The sequence below is a fragment of the Salmonella sp. K21076 genome (assembly GCF_039650795.1).
GTDB lineage: Bacteria > Pseudomonadota > Gammaproteobacteria > Enterobacterales > Enterobacteriaceae > Salmonella > Salmonella enterica.
This window is the reverse complement of record NZ_JBCLYA010000005.1, coordinates 1-15,070: the sequence shown is the minus strand read 5'-3', so window position 1 is coordinate 15,070 and position 15,070 is coordinate 1. Positions and strand designations below refer to the sequence as shown.

15 protein-coding genes and 2 pseudogenes are annotated in these 15,070 nt (G+C 50.5%); 9 read left to right on the top strand and 8 right to left on the bottom strand.

Annotated elements, in window-relative coordinates; genetic code table 11:
• The first annotated feature begins 27 nt into the window (after positions 1-27).
• Positions 28-912 (top strand): annotated as a pseudogene (locus tag AAYN39_RS01745) (D-hexose-6-phosphate mutarotase).
• Positions 913-1,010: 98 nt separating this feature from the next.
• On the opposite strand, the gene AAYN39_RS01740 reads toward AAYN39_RS01745, so the two are convergent.
• From AAYN39_RS01740 to AAYN39_RS01730, 3 genes are all read right to left on the bottom strand, one after another.
• Positions 1,011-1,868: an aldo/keto reductase gene (locus AAYN39_RS01740; RefSeq protein WP_000843742.1), complete on the bottom strand. Its 858-nt coding sequence runs from the start codon at positions 1,866-1,868 to the stop codon at positions 1,011-1,013.
• Positions 1,869-1,965: 97 nt separating this feature from the next.
• Positions 1,966-3,162, bottom strand: coding sequence for an anaerobic sulfatase maturase (locus tag AAYN39_RS01735; protein ID WP_000029244.1), 1,197 nt, complete (start codon positions 3,160-3,162; stop codon positions 1,966-1,968).
• Between the two features lie 289 nt (positions 3,163-3,451).
• The gene (locus AAYN39_RS01730) at positions 3,452-4,198 is read right to left on the bottom strand and encodes a MipA/OmpV family protein (RefSeq protein ID WP_000163762.1); all 747 of its coding nucleotides are present in this window, start codon (positions 4,196-4,198) and stop codon (positions 3,452-3,454) included.
• Between the two features lie 425 nt (positions 4,199-4,623).
• On the opposite strand from AAYN39_RS01730, the gene yeaG reads away from it, so the two are divergent.
• Complete coding sequence (gene yeaG / locus AAYN39_RS01725) at positions 4,624-6,558, top strand: protein kinase YeaG (RefSeq protein WP_001764228.1); 1,935 nt, start codon at positions 4,624-4,626, stop codon at positions 6,556-6,558.
• A gap of 122 nt (positions 6,559-6,680) precedes the next feature.
• Positions 6,681-7,967 (top strand): YeaH/YhbH family protein, encoded by a 1,287-nt coding sequence (locus AAYN39_RS01720; RefSeq protein WP_000219724.1) that lies wholly within the window; start codon positions 6,681-6,683, stop codon positions 7,965-7,967.
• Positions 7,968-8,116: 149 nt separating this feature from the next.
• On the opposite strand, the gene AAYN39_RS01715 is transcribed toward AAYN39_RS01720, so the two are convergent.
• A complete protein-coding gene (locus tag AAYN39_RS01715) occupies positions 8,117-8,323 on the bottom strand; it encodes a hypothetical protein (RefSeq protein WP_024131171.1) in 207 nt (68 codons plus the stop codon).
• A gap of 293 nt (positions 8,324-8,616) precedes the next feature.
• On the opposite strand from AAYN39_RS01715, the pseudogene dgcJ reads away from it, so the two are divergent.
• A pseudogene (gene dgcJ / locus AAYN39_RS01710) lies at positions 8,617-10,110 on the top strand (diguanylate cyclase DgcJ).
• Between the two features lie 49 nt (positions 10,111-10,159).
• Positions 10,160-10,678, top strand: coding sequence for a YbaK/prolyl-tRNA synthetase associated domain-containing protein (locus AAYN39_RS01705; protein ID WP_050068355.1), 519 nt, complete (start codon positions 10,160-10,162; stop codon positions 10,676-10,678).
• Here AAYN39_RS01705 and yoaI read toward each other — a convergent pair.
• Positions 10,675-10,776, bottom strand: coding sequence for a small membrane protein YoaI (gene yoaI, locus AAYN39_RS01700; protein ID WP_000272238.1), 102 nt, complete (start codon positions 10,774-10,776; stop codon positions 10,675-10,677). The two genes, AAYN39_RS01705 and yoaI, sit on opposite strands and share 4 nt — an antisense overlap.
• A gap of 205 nt (positions 10,777-10,981) precedes the next feature.
• On the opposite strand from yoaI, the gene AAYN39_RS01695 reads away from it, so the two are divergent.
• Entirely contained in the window at positions 10,982-11,428 is a 447-nt protein-coding gene (locus tag AAYN39_RS01695; protein ID WP_000460698.1) for a DUF441 domain-containing protein, read from the top strand.
• Here the strand turns inward: AAYN39_RS01695 and AAYN39_RS01690 are convergent.
• The gene (locus AAYN39_RS01690) at positions 11,408-12,202 is read right to left on the bottom strand and encodes a helix-turn-helix transcriptional regulator (protein WP_000579795.1); all 795 of its coding nucleotides are present in this window, start codon (positions 12,200-12,202) and stop codon (positions 11,408-11,410) included. The genes AAYN39_RS01695 and AAYN39_RS01690 overlap by 21 nt on opposite strands.
• Before the next feature lie 100 nt (positions 12,203-12,302).
• Here AAYN39_RS01690 and AAYN39_RS01685 point away from each other — a divergent pair, with 100 nt between their 5' ends.
• Positions 12,303-13,487, top strand: coding sequence for a CynX/NimT family MFS transporter (locus AAYN39_RS01685; RefSeq protein ID WP_000205360.1), 1,185 nt, complete (start codon positions 12,303-12,305; stop codon positions 13,485-13,487).
• Positions 13,488-13,605: 118 nt separating this feature from the next.
• Positions 13,606-13,953 carry a DUF488 domain-containing protein gene (locus AAYN39_RS01680; RefSeq protein ID WP_001222527.1) on the top strand — a complete coding sequence of 116 codons (348 nt, stop codon included), beginning with the start codon at positions 13,606-13,608 and terminating at the stop codon, positions 13,951-13,953.
• Here the strand turns inward: AAYN39_RS01680 and AAYN39_RS01675 are convergent.
• Together AAYN39_RS01675 and AAYN39_RS01670 are read right to left on the bottom strand one after the other, a co-directional pair.
• Positions 13,939-14,250 carry a hypothetical protein gene (locus AAYN39_RS01675; protein ID WP_000487129.1) on the bottom strand — a complete coding sequence of 104 codons (312 nt, stop codon included), beginning with the start codon at positions 14,248-14,250 and terminating at the stop codon, positions 13,939-13,941. The genes AAYN39_RS01680 and AAYN39_RS01675 overlap by 15 nt on opposite strands.
• Before the next feature lie 68 nt (positions 14,251-14,318).
• Positions 14,319-14,570 carry a DUF333 domain-containing protein gene (locus AAYN39_RS01670; RefSeq protein WP_000673491.1) on the bottom strand — a complete coding sequence of 84 codons (252 nt, stop codon included), beginning with the start codon at positions 14,568-14,570 and terminating at the stop codon, positions 14,319-14,321.
• A 195-nt stretch (positions 14,571-14,765) separates the two neighbouring features.
• Here AAYN39_RS01670 and AAYN39_RS01665 point away from each other — a divergent pair, with 195 nt between their 5' ends.
• Positions 14,766-14,864 carry a YoaK family small membrane protein gene (locus AAYN39_RS01665; RefSeq protein ID WP_024131170.1) on the top strand — a complete coding sequence of 33 codons (99 nt, stop codon included), beginning with the start codon at positions 14,766-14,768 and terminating at the stop codon, positions 14,862-14,864.
• The last annotated feature ends 206 nt before the right edge of the window (positions 14,865-15,070 follow it).

Sequence of the window (15,070 nt, the reverse complement as noted above, 5' to 3'; positions counted from 1 at the left end):
ATTATTTAGGGTTAAGAGGATTGCGTAATGATTAATAAAATTTTTGCCCTCCCGGTTATCGAACAGCTTACCCCTGTCCTTTCCCGTCGTCAGCTTGATGACCTGGATCTGATCGTCGTTGACCATCCGCAGGTTAAAGCCTCTTTTGCATTACAGGGCGCGCACCTTCTCTCCTAGAAACCCATTGGCGAGGAAGAGGTATTGTGGCTCAGTAATAATACGCCTTTCAAAACCGGCGTGGCGCTACGCGGCGGCGTACCGATCTGCTGGCCCTGGTTTGGACCTGCGGCTCAACAGGGTCTGCCGTCACACGGCTTTGCGCGTAATCTTCCGTGGGCGCTAAAAGCGCATAATGAAGATGATAATGGCGTAATGCTGACATTTGAGCTGCAAAGCAGTGAGGCCACCCGGAAATACTGGCCGCACGATTTCACGCTGCTGGCACGTTTTAAAGTGGGTAAAACCTGTGAAATTGAACTGGAAGCGCATGGCGAATTTGCAACCACATCCGCGCTCCACAGCTATTTTAACGTTGGCGACATCGCCAACGTTAAGGTCAGCGGACTCGGCGATCGGTTTATTGATAAAGTTAACGACGCTAAAGAAGATGTCCTAGCCGACGGTATACAAACCTTTCCGGACCGTACCGATCGCGTTTACCTCAATCCTGAAGCATGTAGCGTGATCCACGATGCGACATTAAACCGCACGATTGATGTGGTCCACCACCATCACCTTAACGTCGTAGGCTGGAACCCTGGCCCGGCGTTGTCCGTCAGCATGGGCGACATGCCGGATGACGGCTATAAAACGTTTGTCTGCGTTGAAACGGTTTACGCTACTGCGCCGCAACAAGCCACAGAAGAAAAACCCTCTCGTCTGGCGCAGACTATCTGCGTCGCTAAACGCTAAAAGTGAATGGATAACGGCGTTGCTATAGGCTCTGGAAGGCGCCAGCCGCCATCAGGCATGACCTGCCGGATGGCGGCACTTACACATTTTATCCGGCGTCACACCATATCCAACGCGGTTTTCCCTTTTGGCGCAGGCCAGGCGTTGTCCAGTAAGGCAAGTTCGTTTGCTGACAAGGTAATCTCAAGCGCCGCCGCATTTTGCTTCACGTGTTCTGTACTTCCGGCTTTCGGGATCGCCATCACGCCCGGATGCGCAATCACCCACGTCAGTAAGATTTGCGCCGCCGTTGCGTTATGCGCTTGCGCAATTTCATTCACCACCGGATGATTCAGTAAACCGCTACGTAACCGGCCAGCCTGCGCCAGCGGGCTATAGGCCATCACTGGCATTCGCTGTTGTTGACACCACGGCAATAAATCATACTCAATACCGCGTGACGCCAGATGATAGAGCACCTGATTTGTCGCGCATTGCTGTCCCCCAGGGATGCGCCACAGCGCCTGCATATCGTCATAATCAAGATTAGAGACTCCCCAACGGCGAATTTTTCCCTGCGCGATTAGCCGCTCCATACCTTCAACGGTCTCTTCGAATGAAAAGCCTCCGGCCCAGTGCAATAGATAGAGATCGAGATAATCTGTTTTCAGACGACGCAGGCTTTCCTCACAGGCGGCAACTATCTTCTGGCCGCCAGCGTTCCACGGGTACACTTTTGACACTAGAAATGCCTCATCGCGTCGCCCTGCTAACGCCTCGCCCACGACCTTTTCCGCCCCGCCGTCGGCATACATTTCCGCCGTATCAATAAGGCGTAACCCCAAATCCAGCCCCGCGCGCAGCGCCGAAACCTCGCGCTGACGTTGATCCGCGCGCTCGCCCATATACCATGTTCCCTGTCCGATGGCAGGAAGCGTCACCTGCCCGCAAAACGTTACGTTTTTCACTGATTTCATTTCCTTTTCAATTTCACTCGACGGTAAAACAATACAGGACTCTTAGACCCTACGGTAATGTCCGGCATCATACCGCGCAAGGGGGGCGATTTTCTTGTCACTGACGAACGTCATCCGCAATCATGTCGACGATGCGGGTAATATGCGCGGCGGGTCGCTGATTCAGTAATAATTGACGCATCACATTCATATAGGGCGTCACATGTTGAAAGAACTCCAGATATCCTTTACAGAGATAATTTTGCCGTTCGCCGCCGTCCATACAAATTCGATGTTTCGGACAACCGCCGTGACAGGCAAAGCGCCACGTACAGTTCTGGCAGCGTGAAGAAAGGTTTGCTTTAGCCGCGCCAAACTGCTGCTGAAAAGGAGAGGCCGCCATTTCTTCTAAAGAGTGTTGCTGCAGATTGCCCAGTTTATAGGCGGGAAAAACAAAATGGTCACAGCTAAACACGTCGCCATTCTGCTCCACCAGCAAACTTTGCCCGCAGGTCGACTGCATCGTACAAAGCGTGGCGGGCTCCCCCATCCAGACGCCAAGTAAGTTATCAAAAAGCTGTACGAATATGCGTCCGACATCGTGACGTATCCATTGATCAAAAACATCGCACATAAAGGCCCCCCACCCTTCAGGCGTGACGGAAAAGGGCATCAGCGAAGGCGAATCTTCATTGTCAGATAACGTCAAAGAACGCTGCGCTTTTTGCGCGAGCGGCTCAACAATGGGAATAAATTGTAGGTGTTTACTTTCCAGTTCCTGCGTCAAAAAATGATAAATAGCGTTGCCATGACGGCATGATGCATCATTCACGACAGTGAGCGTATTGAACTCGACATCATTTGCCTGCAGAAGGCGGATAGCATTAACGACTCGGGAAAAAGACGCCCGCCCTGACGGCGTTCTCCGGTAATTATCATGAACGACTTGCGGCCCATCAATCGATATACCAATCAGGAACTGGTGCTGCACAAAGAAAGCCGCCCACTCTTCATTGATTAATACGCCATTGGTTTGCAGACTGTTGTAAATAGTTTTGCCGTTGGCATAGCGTTGCTGCAAGCACACCACTTTTTGATAAAAAGAAAGACCGCATAGCGTCGGCTCTCCCCCCTGCCAACAAAACGAGACCTCTGATGATGGCGTATCATCAATTACCCGGCGGATATACGTCTCCAGCACATCGTCAGACATGACGCGCTGGCCCCGGGGTTTATCAAGATAGAAACAGTACTTGCAGGATAAGTTACACAGACTGCCGCTGGGCTTGGCCACGGTATTGAATACTATGCTCATTCGTCTTACTCGCTGTGAAGAATGGGTATAGCATAAGCGGGACGTGACAGGGCGATATCAGCCAGCATTGCAACAATTATTACGCTAATTGTTAGCGCAGTTGTAATCACCTGGATTTTTCATATAAAAGGCTAGTTTTTTAAATTGATGTAACAAAGTATAAATCACGTAAGGCTGCGCCATACCCGGTCAACAGCGCATTTATGCAAGCCGCCATGTTCGCGTTTCAGACAGCACAAAGCCCGCATAACGCAGGCTTTGTCATGGTTTTTCCGGCAAATTCAATCAATCAGAATCTATAGGTCACGCCAGTAGAAAGGATACCGGTCCAGGATTTATCCACCATCGGGCTGTCGGTAATTTCATCCGACAGGCGGGTGTAGCGCGCAGTACCATATACGCTCCAGTTACCGGCGAAATTATAGTTAGCGCTCAGTTCAAGATACGGGTTCCAGCTATCGTTCGGGTTATAGCCGCGCAGGCCGCTACGCGAAGATTCTTTACGTGATACGCCGTAATAGTAATCGTTCTGGTTCTCGCTATTCCATTCAACCCCGATACCTGGCGTTAAGGTCAGCCCGCCATTGGTATACCGATACAGCCAGGCCAGATCCCAGACAATACCGTTACTGTTATCTAACGTATCCCCTGCCAGTGAGGTACGCAGGAATCCATACTGGGTGTGGTGCGCGTAAGAAACGCCCGCCATCATAGTACTTTTACGCCTGTCCAGACGACGCAACTGATGGTCATCGCTGTCGCCCGGTTTGAAGTACATCGGGGACCAGTATGCCATGATTGACAACTTATCGGCATTGTCATTCCACAAGTAGTACCCGCCGCCCAGACCACGGAACCAGAAGTTTTCGCTTTCATAAGCGATGACCGGTATCGGATAAACATCGCTATCGTAATCTTTATAAGGGTGTTCAACCACACCAACGCCTGCGCCCAACGTCAGGTTGCTTTCAGCGTGCGCGACGCTGGCGGATGTTGCAATAAACACGCCAAGAGCCAGAAGTTTAAGTTTGGTCACAATCCATAATTCCTTATTCAAATGTTCTGCGGCAAAAGTGTAACCGCCAATACCTGTAAGCCCAACTATTTTACACAATGTAACCGTTTAATATCACCATCACCGATTATTTTCAGATGATCGGCTGATGATCGTTATGTGGCCGGGAACGCTTTTTCTGATATCCACCAGCCTTTTCTACCTGATGAGTTATTGATATGTCATCGAAATTCACTGACGCGTACAGGCAAGTTTTGCAAATGCCATCTACGCTTAATGTTAAGAAGGTGTATCACCGGACACGTTGATCTTCTGACCAATAAAATGGCATGAGAGTTGCTTTTTTTCCTTAGCAGAGACGGCGTTCAGTCTACCTCTTCCGGGAGCCTCTACTATTCATATGAACGGCTCTTAACATGTGCGAAAAAACGAAAGAATGGCATATCATGAATATATTCGATCACTATCGCCAGCGTTACGAAGCTGCCAAGGACGAAGAGTTCACACTGCAGGATTTTCTTACCATTTGTCGGCAAGATCGCAGTGCTTATGCCAACGCGGCAGAGCGGCTATTAATGGCTATCGGCGAGCCTAATATGGTCGACACTGCCCAGGAACCCCGACTTTCCCGACTCTTCTCCAACCGGGTTATTGCTCGCTATCCTGCGTTTGAAGAGTTTTACGGCATGGAAGACGCGATTGAACAGATTGTCTCTTATCTGAAACATGCGGCGCAAGGGCTGGAAGAGAAGAAGCAAATTCTCTATTTGCTGGGACCTGTGGGGGGTGGCAAATCATCGCTCGCTGAACGGCTGAAATCGCTAATGCAGCGCGTGCCAATTTATGTTTTAAGCGCCAACGGCGAGCGTAGTCCGGTCAACGATCATCCGTTATGCCTGTTTAATCCGCAGGAAGACGCGCAGATTCTGGAAAAAGAGTACGGTATTCCGCGCCGCTATCTCGGTACGATTATGTCCCCGTGGGCGGCCAAACACCTGCATGAGTTTGGCGGCGATATTACTAAATTCCGCGTGGTGAAAGTCTGGCCCTCCATTCTGGAGCAGATTGCCATCGCCAAAACGGAACCCGGCGATGAAAACAACCAGGATATTTCGGCGCTGGTCGGCAAGGTGGATATTCGTAAACTCGAACATCACGCCCAGAACGATCCGGATGCGTATGGTTACTCTGGCGCGCTATGCCGCGCTAACCAGGGGATCATGGAGTTCGTCGAGATGTTTAAAGCGCCTATTAAGGTGCTGCCCCCCTTGCTGACCGCAACTCAGGAAGGTAACTACAATGGTACGGAAGGTATTTCCGCCCTGCCCTTTAATGGCATCATACTTGCCCACTCAAACGAATCTGAATGGGTGACTTTCCGTAACAATAAAAATAACGAAGCGTTCCTCGACCGTGTCTATATTGTGAAGGTGCCTTATTGCCTGCGAATCTCCGAAGAGATCAAAATCTACGAGAAACTACTTAATCATAGCGAGCTGGCTCATGCGCCCTGCGCGCCGGGCACATTGGAAACGCTTTCGCGCTTCTCGACTCTTTCCCGCCTGAAAGAGCCGGAAAATTCCAGTATTTACTCGAAAATGCGCGTTTATGACGGTGAAAGCCTGAAAGATACCGACCCCAAAGCTAAATCGTACCAGGAGTATCGCGACTATGCGGGTGTGGACGAAGGGATGAACGGTCTCTCCACCCGATTCGCCTTTAAGATCCTCTCCCGCGTATTCAACTTCGACCATGCGGAAGTGGCGGCAAACCCGGTACATCTGTTCTACGTTCTGGAACAACAAATCGAGCGCGAGCAGTTCCCGCAGGAGCAAGCTGAGCGTTATCTGGAGTTCCTGAAAGGCTACCTGATCCCGAAATACGCCGAATTTATCGGCAAGGAGATCCAGACGGCCTATCTCGAATCTTACTCTGAGTACGGGCAGAACATTTTTGATCGTTACGTGACTTATGCGGATTTCTGGATTCAGGATCAGGAGTATCGCGACCCAGATACCGGTCAACTGTTCGATCGCGAGTCGCTGAACGCCGAACTGGAAAAAATTGAAAAACCAGCGGGTATCAGTAACCCGAAAGATTTCCGTAATGAGATAGTAAACTTTGTCCTGCGCGCCAGAGCCAACAATAGCGGCCGTAATCCAAACTGGACCAGTTACGAGAAGCTGCGCACGGTGATTGAGAAAAAAATGTTCTCTAATACTGAAGAGCTGTTGCCGGTCATTTCTTTTAACGCCAAAACGTCGACTGACGAGCAGAAAAAGCATGACGACTTTGTCGATCGGATGATGGAAAAAGGGTATACCCGTAAGCAGGTTCGTTTGCTGTGCGAGTGGTACCTGCGCGTGCGTAAATCGTCGTGATGTTAATGCCCGGTGGCGCTTGCGCTTACCGGGCCTACAAAGTAATGTTCTGTAGACTGGCTAAGCGTTAGCGCTATCCGGCACTAACAGAACAGGCGCTCAGTTGGCAGTACGGGGGGCATATGACCTGGTTCATAGACCGACGTCTTAACGGCAAAAATAAAAGCACGGTGAATCGCCAGCGCTTTTTGCGTCGTTATAAAGCACAAATTAAGCAGTCGATTTCCGAAGCGATTAATAAACGCTCAGTGACCGATGTCGACAGCGGAGAGTCCGTCTCTATTCCAACCGATGATATTAGCGAACCGATGTTTCATCAGGGGCGCGGCGGTCTGCGCCATCGCGTCCATCCGGGTAACGATCACTTTATCCAGAATGATCGCATTGAGCGTCCGCAAAGCGGTGGCGGCGGCGGTTCCGGCAGCGGTCAAGGTCAGGCCAGCCAGGACGGCGAAGGCCAGGATGAGTTTGTTTTTCAGATTTCAAAAGATGAGTATCTGGATCTGCTCTTTGAAGATTTAGCGCTGCCTAATCTGAAAAAAAACCAGCATCGCCAGCTTAACGAGTATAAAACTCACCGCGCCGGTTTCACCTCAAACGGCGTGCCGGCCAATATCAGCGTGGTACGTTCGCTACAAAACTCTCTGGCGCGCCGTACAGCAATGACGGCAGGAAAACGCCGCGAACTGCACGCGCTGGAAACGGAACTGGAGACCATCAGCCACAGCGAACCAGCGCAACTGCTTGAAGAGGAGCGGTTACGTCGGGAGATTGCCGAACTACGGGCTAAAATCGAGCGAGTGCCGTTTATCGACACTTTTGATTTACGCTATAAAAATTATGAAAAACGACCTGAGCCCTCCAGCCAGGCGGTGATGTTCTGTCTGATGGACGTCTCGGGTTCGATGGACCAGGCAACCAAAGATATGGCCAAGCGTTTTTACATTCTGCTTTATCTGTTTTTGAGCCGAACGTATAAGAACGTAGAAGTGGTTTATATCCGCCACCATACCCAGGCGAAGGAAGTGGATGAACATGAGTTCTTTTATTCGCAAGAGACCGGGGGGACGATTGTCTCCAGCGCGCTTAAACTCATGGACGAAGTAGTTAAAGAGCGCTACGACCCCAGTCAGTGGAACATCTATGCGGCGCAAGCGTCAGACGGTGATAACTGGGCCGACGATTCACCGCTGTGTCATGAGATTCTGGCGAAAAAGCTGCTGCCGGTAGTGCGCTATTACAGCTATATCGAGATTACCCGCCGCGCCCACCAGACCTTATGGCGCGAGTATGAACATCTGCAGGCGACGTTCGATAACTTCGCCATGCAGCATATTCGCGATCAGGAGGATATTTATCCGGTATTCCGCGAATTGTTTCAGAAACAGAGCGCCAATCAAAGTGCATAACCCTAAATCAGCCCGTAATGCGTCACGGGCTGATTTATCACTAACAAGGCGATTATACATATTGCCACTACAATAGCCGTAAACCTGTATATCTCCTGACTGGATTTACCTTACATGCGCCGACTTATCACTGGAATAGTATGGATTTATTAATGCCAGCAATACTCACCAGGAGGTGGCGGTAATTGCAGAGAATCAGGGGGTTGTAGTTTGCAAAAAAAGTAGTGACCAGGAAAATAGATATCAAAATCCCACGGGCCACCACCACTGCCCGACGATGCCATAGCCGACGACGTGAACCCCACGGCCAGCAATGCAAAAAGCAAAATTGCTGCTATTTCTTTAAATCGTTTCATAGTACCTCCGAACGGAAGTACATTATTATCCTTACCACGTCACACTCCTTTCACGTAATAATAAAGGCTATTTTATTTTCGTTAGTGTTAAATCGATGCCGTTAATTAACAATTTACTTTTTGCGACAATAGTCACGACTGAAAATATCAACACCATATATTATTGAATTTATTAAATCGAGAATGATTTTTATTCCATAACATCAACACGTTTTATTTTTAAACAGTCTGTTAGAGGAATTCTCATCGCTATGGTAAACTAACGCATCCGACTTTCAGGGCTGTAGTTCATCATGAATTTGCATCATAAAGCGCTCAGGCACTTTATCTCGGCAAGCGTCATCGTTTTGACATCGTCCTTCCTGATTTACGAACTTATTGCCAGCGACAGGGCAATGAATGCCTATATGCGTTATATCATGGAGAGAGCCGATTCGTCGTTTTTGTACGATAAGTACCAGAATTAAAGCATCGCCGCACATTTGATGCGAACTTTTGAAGCGCCGGGAGACCCCGTCACCGCAGAAAAACGCCGCGCGTTTTGCGACGCCTTTGAGGCCATTAACGGTACGCACGGCGTCAACCTGACCCGGCATAATTATCCGGCGCTACATGGCACCCTGCAAACCGTCGCTACACAGTGTACCGATAATCTTGATGACGCCCTTTTACTGCCTGCATTTGATCAGGCGGTAAGCATCAACCGAGCGCAGGACGACCACAGTCACGGGCTGGGCACACTGGAGCTTAAATTCCGTTATTACGTTGATTTAAATAAACATTATGTCTATTTCTATGATTTAATCAACTCACGGCGCTTCGCCATGCATCGTTGGACTTTTTTACAAAAAGGCACAATGGGTATTAACAGAAAAGATATAGATAAACTTTTTACCGGCCGTACGGTTATTTCAAGTATCTACATGGATGATATTACCCAGGAAAACGTCATGAGCTTTTTAACGCCAGTCTATCTGTCGGGATCGTTAAAAGGCATCGTGATGGTGGATGTTAACCAGGATAATTTAAAAAATATTTTTTATACCCAGGACCGTCCGCTGGTTTGGCGTTATCTTAACGTAACACTAAAGGATCTGGATTCCGGAAAAGAAATTATTATTAATAAAAGCAAAAATAATCTGTTTCAATATGTGAATTATAACCATGATATCCCTGGTGGACTGCGCGTTTCGTTGTCGCTTGATTTAACCTATTTCCTTGTCTCGTCCTGGAAAGCGCTGGCCTTTTACTTACTGGCAACAGCGCTCCTGCTTAATATGGTACGGATGCACTTTCGGCTTTATCGCAACGTCACACGCGAAAATATTAGCGATGCCATGACCGGGCTTTACAACCGTAAAATATTAACACCGGTGCTGGAACAGCGACTGCAACGCCTGGTCAATACCGGGACGCCGGTGACATTTGTCGCTATTGATTGCGACAGGTTAAAACTGATCAACGATACCCTGGGGCACCAGGAAGGCGACCGAATTATAACCCTGTTGGCGAAAGCGATTAAAACATCGATTCGTAAAAGCGATTACGCCATTCGCCTCGGCGGCGATGAATTCTGTATTATTCTTGTTGATTACGCGGCGGATTTGGCTATCCATCTGCCGGAGCGTATTATTCGTAACCTGCAGATTATCGCACCGGATAAGACAGTCCATTTTTCCGCCGGGATTTATAATATGCAGCCCAATGATACGATTAATGATGCCTACCAGGCTTCCGATGCGCAGCTCTATCTGAACAAACAACAAAAACAACATCGTTCATCATAGTGCTTCGCAGTAAATGTTCATATTGTACCAGGAGGAAGAAATGGCCGAAATGGCTGAAGTCGCGAAGGGTGTCGCTACACACCAACGTTTAGTGGCTTTATTAACCCAGGAGAACGCGCGCTATCGTGTGGTGAGCCATGAAGCAGTAGGAAAATGCGAAGCGGTATCTGAAATACGCGGTACTGCGCTGGGCCAGGGCGCAAAAGCGCTGGTCTGTAAAGTCAAAGGCAACGGCGTCAACCAGCACGTTCTTGCTATTCTGGCGGCCGATCAGCAAGCCGACCTCTCTCAGCTTGCTTCACATCTGGGCGGCTTACGCGCTTCCCTTGCCAGCCCGGCGGAAGTCGATATGTTGACCGGCTGCGTTTTTGGCGCGATCCCGCCTTTCAGTTTTCACCCCAATCTGAAACTGGTCGCCGATCCGCTCCTGTTTGAGCGTTTCGATGAAATTGCCTTTAATGCCGGTCTGCTGGAAAAATCAGTCATTATGAATACACAGGACTATCTGCGCATCGCCCGACCAGAACTGGCAGTCTTCCGCCGCTTTCAGTCATCGCCAACGGCTTAGTCCCCTTCAAGGAGCAATACAGACACAACAATAATGATAAAAATGGCGAAAAACGACGCTGTTATCATCAGCGCTTCAAGAAACGGTGGATCGTACATAATTGTATCCTCAGGAAGACAACAATGACGGTTCACCGGTTAGCAATACGCGGCGTTGATGTCAATTTAATGACAACGCCGTTTTTCACGTAGAAATTGTCTTTCAGGCAGTTGCCTGAAATCCGCATCAATCGTTAAAAAGGCCTGTGCGCTTTGCCGTTTGGGCGTAAAGTAGTCAGGCTTACTTTTTGGCAAGGAAACCATAATGTTTGATGTCACTCTGCTGATCCTGCTCGGACTGGCAGCTCTGGGATTTATTAGTCACAACACCACTGTCGCCGTCTCAATTCTGGTGCTGATTATTGTCCGCGTAACCCCGTTGAATACCTTTTTTCCCTGGATTGAAAAACAGGGGCTCACCGTCGGGATTATCATTCTGACCATCGGCGTGATGGCCCCCATCGCCAGCGGAACCCTACCGCCCTCCACATTGATCCACTCTTTTGTGAACTGGAAATCGCTGGTCGCGATTGCCGTCGGCGTTTTCGTCTCCTGGCTGGGTGGTCGCGGCATTACGCTGATGGGAAACCAACCGCAGCTCGTCGCCGGGCTGCTGGTCGGTACGGTACTTGGCGTCGCGCTGTTTCGCGGCGTGCCGGTCGGCCCACTGATTGCGGCGGGGCTGGTCTCTTTAATTGTGGGAAAGCAGTAACTCGCCCGTCAGATACTGGCCTGGGGTCTGCCCCAGGCCTTTTTTAAACATCGTAATGAATGCCGTGGTAGAATCATAACCCAGCATTTGCGCCGTCTGTTGTACATTACGTCCCGCGATCAGCGCTTGTAGCGCCAGAATTAATTGTAATTGATGACGCCAGCGACGAAAGCTGAGTCCCGTCTCTTTGACGACCAGCCGGGCAAGGTTACGCTCGCTCATCGCGAATACGCTGGCCCACTGCCCTAACGTATTCCATCGCGCGTGCTCCTGCGCCATTGTCTCAACCATTTGGCGAATTTTCGGATGCCCCGATACTGGTAATTGCAATTGTTCCTGCGGCTGCTGCGGCAGTTCATCAAACAACACCTGAATAAGGCGCTGCGTTGGCATTTGCGCTCTTTCGGAATCGGTTCTGCGCGCCAGCGACAAAATCAACTCCCGGCATAACGGCGAAATTTTCAGCGTGCAGCAACGCTCCGGCATGACGACCGCCGCAGGTTCAATAAATAAAAAGCACAGCTCCGCCCCTGCGGTCACATGATTACTGTGCGGCAGCGAGCCGGGGAGCCAGACGGCATACTGGGGCGGAACCATCCACATCGCATTTTCCACCTCACAGGTGATCGCGCCGTGCAGAGCGAGGATCAACTGTCCCTTGCGATGCTGATGGCGAGGGCTAAACAGTTCATCATCCCTGGCGCGAATACAAAAGGCCACAGCGGCATCGTGGTGAAGGTCGGGATCGTAACCGTCCAGTCTCAGGCCAATCATTATATTGTCCGATTTTAGCGATAAATTGTCATTTTAGCTTGATTCATCCAAACAGTAAAAACTGTTAAGGTATCGCCTCGCCTGACGAGATGAGAAAACGATGACGACAGCCCTTTCACCACGCGGCAAACAGGGCGCTTTACTGATTGCCGGTATTTTGATGATAGCCACTACGCTACGCGTAACATTTACCGGCGCTGCGCCGTTGCTGGAGACAATCCGTACGGATTACGGTCTTTCCACCGCCCAGACGGGCCTGCTAACAACCTTGCCGCTTCTGGCGTTTGCACTGATTTCGCCGCTGGCGGCCGGTATTGCCCGCCGGTTTGGGATGGAACGCAGTCTGTTTGCCGCAATGCTGCTGATTTGCGCGGGTATTGCTCTCCGCTCCCTGCCCTCCGCTGCATTGTTGTTTGCCGGAACTGCCATTATTGGGTGCGGGATAGCGCTGGGTAATGTGCTGCTACCAGGATTGATTAAGCGCGATTTTTCACAACATGTCGCCAGGCTGACGGGCGCGTACTCATTGACGATGGGCGCCGCCGCCGCGTTGGGGTCTGCGCTGGTGGTTCCGCTGGCGTTGCACGGTTTTGGCTGGCGCAGCGCGCTGTTAATGCTGATGCTGTTTCCGCTGTTGGCGTTTCTTATCTGGTTGCCGCAGTGGCGCACTACCCGCTCAGCTAACCTGAGTAGCTCCCGGGCATTACATGAACGCGGTATCTGGCGTTCGCCTTTAGCCTGGCAAGTTACTCTGTTTCTTGGGCTTAACTCACTGATTTATTATGTGATTATCGGCTGGTTACCAACAATACTCATCAGCCACGGTTACAGCGAAGCACAGGCAGGATCGCTACATGGCCTGCTGCAACTGGCGACCGCGGCGCCTGGGTTAGCTATTCCGCTTATTTTGCATCGCTTTAACGTTCAACGCTGGATTGCCGCGCTGGTCTCACTATTGTGCGCACTGGGCGCGGCGGGGCTTTGGTTTGTGCTGGGCCAGGCGATCATCTGGACGCTACTGTTCGGCTTCGGTTCAGGCGCGACGATGATCCTCGGCCTGACGTTTATCGGCCTGCGCGCCAGTTCGGCGCATCAGGCGGCGGCGCTTTCCGGCATGGCGCAGTCGGTCGGGTATTTACTGGCGGCATGTGGGCCGCCCGTCATGGGAAAACTTCATGATGCCAGCGGTAGCTGGTATCTGCCGCTATCGGGCGTAACGGTTCTGGCTATCATCATGGCGATTTTCGGCCTCTACGCCGGACGCGATCGAGAGATAGCGTCATAAATAAACCTGATACCCACTTGAATGCCTGATGACGCTTCGTTTATCAGGCCTGATCCATTAAAATCATTACTGCTATCCGACAAAAGTACCGTAAGCGACACCATCACAGGAGGGAAAAATGCGAATCCAGTGTAAGCGCGTCTATTTCCCGGCGGAAAAAGACGATGGTTATCGGGTATTGGTTGACAGGCTATGGCCGCGAGGCATTAAAAAAGCAGCGCTGGTCTATGATGAATGGAATAAGGCCATTACGCCCTCCACCGAATTGCGCAAAGCCTTTCATAGCGAACTGATTGATTTTAACCACTTCGCGCAGCAATACCGGGCAGAACTTGCGCAACAGCATCAAGAAGGCAAACGTCTGGCGGATATTGCCCGACACCAACCGCTAACGTTGCTATACGCCGCTAAAGATACTCGCCAGAACCATGCCATTGTGCTGGCAGAGTGGCTACGAGAGCTGTGATTGTCGTGCCGCCGCCTGGCCTGGTTGTCTGTCCGGGGACAACGGCATCAAATGTTCTGCTCGCACCCAGGCAAAACCGTGCTGACCATCGGCGGAGGCTACGTCGCCCGTAACCAGCCACAGCGCCCGAGGCGCTTCTTTCGGCAGTAAGGTGACGTGTCCATTTACCGGATTAATGAATTCATCTCCGGGTTGGCACAGGCAAAATAGCTCAACCGATTTACCAATATTCCGCCGTCCGGCGGGTGTCTTAGCGCCAATAACTATTGCCAACGCGCCCGGCTTTAACTGAAACATATTTTCTTGCGCCGCATGAAACTCATTATCAGATTGTTCTTAATCATATCCCGTCGGACCGCAGGTTGTCACTTTTTCGTATCAGGGTGCTCTCTGCGCCATAATGCCCACTCATCAATGATTTCGCCATTGGGCAATTTGCAATCGGAACGCACGCCTTGTGGGGTCTGCACCGGCATCAGCGTACCGCCCTGTTGCTCACAGTAGACGGCTGCCGGATTAGGCATCCCAATACGCGGCGGCCTGGGGGCGTTGGGTTGCGACGATGAACAAGCGCTCAGCAGCAATACGCCTGGCAACGCAATCCACGTAAATTTCATAACGACTCCTTAAAGCGATATTTTGTCCAGGATAACCTGGCGGGTACGCTATTTCCATACTTTCTGTCAGCGCTTTAGTGGGTGTTTATCCCGGGTTAAGTCAGCAATAGCCACGCCCTGTCACAAAGCAACCAACCTTTTGTCGCTGAGAAAACCCTGCTATTCTGGCGCCCCCTGAACAGTGAAGGTAATAGCATGAGAGTGGGTGTCCTCTTCCCTGTCGTCATTTTCATTACGGCAATATTATTTTTGGCATGGTTTTTTATTGGCGGTTACGCCGCACCGGGAGCATAACCATGAGGAAAACAACGATGGTGTTGATGGGCATCGCGCTAATTGCGGTGGCGGGTACCGAACTGGGCTGGTGGTAAATTCATTTTGAATAAATATCCTCCGGCATAGCCGGAGGTTTTTCTGATGCGCCTGTAAGGCTCTCTTACCAGCCGCGCCCTAACAGGCGCATACGATCTGACATTTGCATCAAACTTCGTTACTTACGG

Excerpts from the sequence above, each read along its gene's own strand:
- AAYN39_RS01665 (WP_024131170.1), top strand. The coding sequence starts at position 14,766 with ATGAGAGTGGGTGTCCTCTTCCCTGTCGTCATTTTCATTACGGCAATA.
- AAYN39_RS01735 (WP_000029244.1), bottom strand. The coding sequence starts at position 3,162 with ATGAGCATAGTATTCAATACCGTGGCCAAGCCCAGCGGCAGTCTGTGT.
- AAYN39_RS01720 (WP_000219724.1), top strand. The coding sequence starts at position 6,681 with ATGACCTGGTTCATAGACCGACGTCTTAACGGCAAAAATAAAAGCACG.
- AAYN39_RS01715 (WP_024131171.1), bottom strand. The coding sequence starts at position 8,323 with ATGAAACGATTTAAAGAAATAGCAGCAATTTTGCTTTTTGCATTGCTG.
- AAYN39_RS01670 (WP_000673491.1), bottom strand. The coding sequence starts at position 14,570 with ATGAAATTTACGTGGATTGCGTTGCCAGGCGTATTGCTGCTGAGCGCT.
- AAYN39_RS01685 (WP_000205360.1), top strand. The coding sequence starts at position 12,303 with ATGACGACAGCCCTTTCACCACGCGGCAAACAGGGCGCTTTACTGATT.
- yoaI (WP_000272238.1), bottom strand. The coding sequence starts at position 10,776 with ATGTACGATCCACCGTTTCTTGAAGCGCTGATGATAACAGCGTCGTTT.
- AAYN39_RS01690 (WP_000579795.1), bottom strand. The coding sequence starts at position 12,202 with ATGATTGGCCTGAGACTGGACGGTTACGATCCCGACCTTCACCACGAT.
- AAYN39_RS01680 (WP_001222527.1), top strand. The coding sequence starts at position 13,606 with ATGCGAATCCAGTGTAAGCGCGTCTATTTCCCGGCGGAAAAAGACGAT.
- AAYN39_RS01740 (WP_000843742.1), bottom strand. The coding sequence starts at position 1,868 with ATGAAATCAGTGAAAAACGTAACGTTTTGCGGGCAGGTGACGCTTCCT.
- AAYN39_RS01695 (WP_000460698.1), top strand. The coding sequence starts at position 10,982 with ATGTTTGATGTCACTCTGCTGATCCTGCTCGGACTGGCAGCTCTGGGA.
- yeaG (WP_001764228.1), top strand. The coding sequence starts at position 4,624 with ATGAATATATTCGATCACTATCGCCAGCGTTACGAAGCTGCCAAGGAC.
- AAYN39_RS01705 (WP_050068355.1), top strand. The coding sequence starts at position 10,160 with ATGGCTGAAGTCGCGAAGGGTGTCGCTACACACCAACGTTTAGTGGCT.
- AAYN39_RS01675 (WP_000487129.1), bottom strand. The coding sequence starts at position 14,250 with ATGTTTCAGTTAAAGCCGGGCGCGTTGGCAATAGTTATTGGCGCTAAG.